The sequence below is a fragment of the Psychrobacillus sp. genome (assembly GCF_056205495.1).
Genome location: NZ_JBAEAP010000595.1, coordinates 1 through 3,095, shown reverse-complemented (window position 1 = coordinate 3,095; position 3,095 = coordinate 1). Strand labels below are relative to the sequence as shown.

Below are 3,095 nucleotides of genomic sequence, written 5' to 3'. Positions count from 1 at the left end.
AAAGTAAAAGTATAAAGAATATGATCAAGAAGAACTGACCAAAAATAATTTGTTCAAATACTGCAGGTAAAATGATGAAAACTAGACCTGGTCCTGCATCTGGAGAGAATCCTAATGCAAACACTGCAGGGAAAATAACTAGACCGGCCATAATCGAAATACCAATATTCAGCACGGAAACACTTAAAGCAGAACTGCCTAGCTTCGTTTCCTTCGGAAGGTAAGATGCGTAAGTAATCATTCCAGAAACACCGACGCTTAATGAAAAGAATGCCTGTCCCAGTGCGAGCAGTGCTGTTTCCCAAGTAAAGTAAGACCAATCGGGAATCACTAAAAACTTAACACCTTCTATCGCTCCATCCAGAGTTAACGAACGTATAGCTAATACGACAAAGAAAATGAGTAATAAGGGCACCATCCACTTACTAGCTTTTTCGATTCCACCTTTAATCCCACCTTGAACGATCCAGATAGTTAAAAAGATAAAAGCTCCCTGGCCAATTAATACTTCCCATGGATTTGAGATAACTGTATTAAATAAGTTCTCATAAAAATTATCTGTGCTTCCGTTTAGGCTAAGTGTAATAGAACGGATTATGTAAGATAAAATCCAACCGCCGACTACACTGTAAAACGAGAGTATGATAAACGAAAAGAAGAAGCCAGACCAGCCAATTAAAAACCAAGGCTTGTTAGGAGCCAGTTTTTTAAAACCCGTTACTGCGTCTGCCTGTCCCTTTCTCCCAATGATAAATTCAGCTAGTAAAATCGGTAACCCTATTAGAAGAGTACACAGGATAAAAAGTAAAACAAAGACGCCTCCGCCGTTCGTTCCTGCCATGTATGGAAATTTCCATATCGCACCTAAACCAATAGCACTTCCGGCCGCAGCCAATATGAAGCCGATTTTTGACCCGAAACGATCTCGAGTATTCATATGTATTCCTCCTTCGGTACTTTAACGCTTTAAAGTGATAGTATACTATTTTGCCTCTAAAAAATAAATGGTAACTTATATTAAACTGAAACTCGTTACGATATACAAGCTATTTAAAAATTAAAAGATAAGTGTAACAATTAGAGGTGATCTTACGTTACACCTATAGCAAAAGAGAGAGCGAGGGGGAGCAATGGTTGAGAACGATTTGATCGAACGTGCACAGCAGGGCGATCAACTAGCATATGGGGAGCTCATTCGCTTACATCACCGAACCGTAGAAAAATTTGCTTTTCAATGTGGCGTGCGAGTGCAAGATATACCTGATGTCACACAGGAAGTGTTTGTAAAGCTTTACCGTTTCCTACACCAATTCCAAAAAGAACGATTTACGACTTGGTTATATAAAATTACATTAAATGCAACGAGAGACTATTATCGCAAGGAAACAAGGGAAGCGCAAAAAGAAGTGAAACTTCAGAGCAATTCACAAGAAAGTTACATAATGAAATCTGCCGAGGAAAAGGTTTTGGTATTTGAAGAAGATCGAGAGCTTCATGAGGCAATACAGTTATTAGATGAAAAATATCGACACCCTATTATCCTTTTCTATTTCCATGACTTGTCCTACGAACAAATGTCAGAGGTACTTAATGTACCATTGTCCACTATTAAAATTCGATTATTAAGAGCGAAGGGCCATTTGAAGAATGCCTTACAAATTAGTGGAGGTGAAAACCATGGACGATAAAAAATTAGAAGACCGATTAGCTCTTTTAAAATCATCCTATGATCGACTACCTTCAACTATCGATTCCGATGATATATTAAAAAAAATAGATAAAGACAAATCAAATGAACTAACTCAGGTCAAACAAAAGAAAATGAATTGGCAACGAGTTACGGTTTGGTTAGTTAGCGCTGCAGCAGTACTTGTCTTCGGAATCATAGGAGCAAGCTTTCAGGATGAAAAACAGCCTTCTAATGCAAATCCTTTAGTAAGTAATGATGAGGAGGAGAATATTCAATTAGCAGATGCTTCTCAAGAGTTCATTGAAAGACTAAAAAACAACTACGAGAAAGAACGAGAAAAGCGAAGAGAAATGTTACATCTTACGGAAGAAGAATTTTCAAAGTTACCATTTGTTCGAAGTGCGGATTCAACCTATAAACTATATACAACAGAAACTGGCTTATCGTTATTTAATAAAGTCTCTTCCTTAACTAATGAAAGTTCACTAAATTTAATATATGATGACTTAATCCGATCTCTATATCTTCCATCAGAAATGATCCAGGAAGTAATAGATAATGGTCAAGAGTTATCAGAAGAGGATACAGCTGAATTTTTTAATACTTATTCTAGTAGGCTAAAAGAATTGAGAACATATTTTGGGGAAAAGGGTCATATTACAGATGAGCAATTGGAAGCGCTGAAGCGAGAAAATCTTTACCCAGGTTCTGCATTAAATTTACAATATAAAATGAAAGAAGAGCAGTTAGCCGATTTAAAGAATTTATTAGCTCCCTCATTTATTGGATACAGCTACATTCTTGAAAAAGAGCCTTTTACTTATGCAGGTGAATTAACCTACAGCTTGGATGACTCGGTAGCTACTTTAATGTATCTTGACGAATTTCTACCTAGTAGTTCAGATTTATATATGCATAAGGATTTGTTGAAAATGTACTACACAGAATTATTTTATGCAGTGACAAAGGGGACTACCGATAACACTGTGTTTGATAAGGGCGTAGTTAAAAAAGAATATCAAGATATTTGGAGTGATGTCGTTAATGAATCTAGTAGCTCTAATATCATACAGTTTTTATTAAAGCCAATAGTGAATGAATTTGAAAGCAATGGTTGGACAGAATCAGAAAGCTGGGACGCATTAGATCATGGAGATATTGAGGATGCTCTTCACTTAGAAGGTAATGGGGATTTGGAGCAATTTGTTGAATAGCAGTATAAATGGAAAATGACTTATGCGGTAAAGGAACCTACAAGCAAAAGTGTATTAAGCTGCTAAGGCTACAAATTTACTTGTGCATAAATTGTAGTCGTCCTTTCCATGGCCCTCCCGTGAATTTTGGTCATATACTTTCTGATATGTTATAATTTAACATGACAATATCGTATATAAGAAAGTAGGAC

3 protein-coding genes are annotated in these 3,095 nt (G+C 36.4%); 2 read left to right on the top strand and 1 reads right to left on the bottom strand.

What is annotated here, in order from left to right:
• Window positions 1–937: sodium-dependent transporter (locus tag AC06OU_RS16915; protein ID WP_475857330.1), on the bottom strand; the 937-nt coding region annotated here is incomplete at its 3' end.
• Between the two features lie 193 nt (window positions 938–1,130).
• Between AC06OU_RS16915 and AC06OU_RS16910 the strand changes: the two genes are divergently transcribed.
• Together AC06OU_RS16910 and AC06OU_RS16905 are read left to right on the top strand one after the other, a co-directional pair.
• A complete protein-coding gene (locus tag AC06OU_RS16910; RefSeq protein WP_475857328.1) occupies window positions 1,131–1,688 on the top strand; it encodes an RNA polymerase sigma factor in 558 nt (185 codons plus the stop codon).
• Window positions 1,678–2,904, top strand: a complete 1,227-nt coding sequence (locus tag AC06OU_RS16905) for a hypothetical protein (RefSeq protein WP_475857326.1) — start codon at window positions 1,678–1,680, stop codon at window positions 2,902–2,904. Before AC06OU_RS16910 ends, AC06OU_RS16905 begins: the two co-directional genes overlap by 11 nt.
• Window positions 2,905–3,095: the final 191 nt, after the last annotated feature.

Bases quoted from the DNA above. Each gene is read 5' to 3' on its own strand.
- AC06OU_RS16910 (WP_475857328.1), top strand. From the start codon at position 1,131: ATGGTTGAGAACGATTTGATCGAACGTGCACAGCAGGGCGATCAACTA.
- AC06OU_RS16905 (WP_475857326.1), top strand. From the start codon at position 1,678: ATGGACGATAAAAAATTAGAAGACCGATTAGCTCTTTTAAAATCATCC.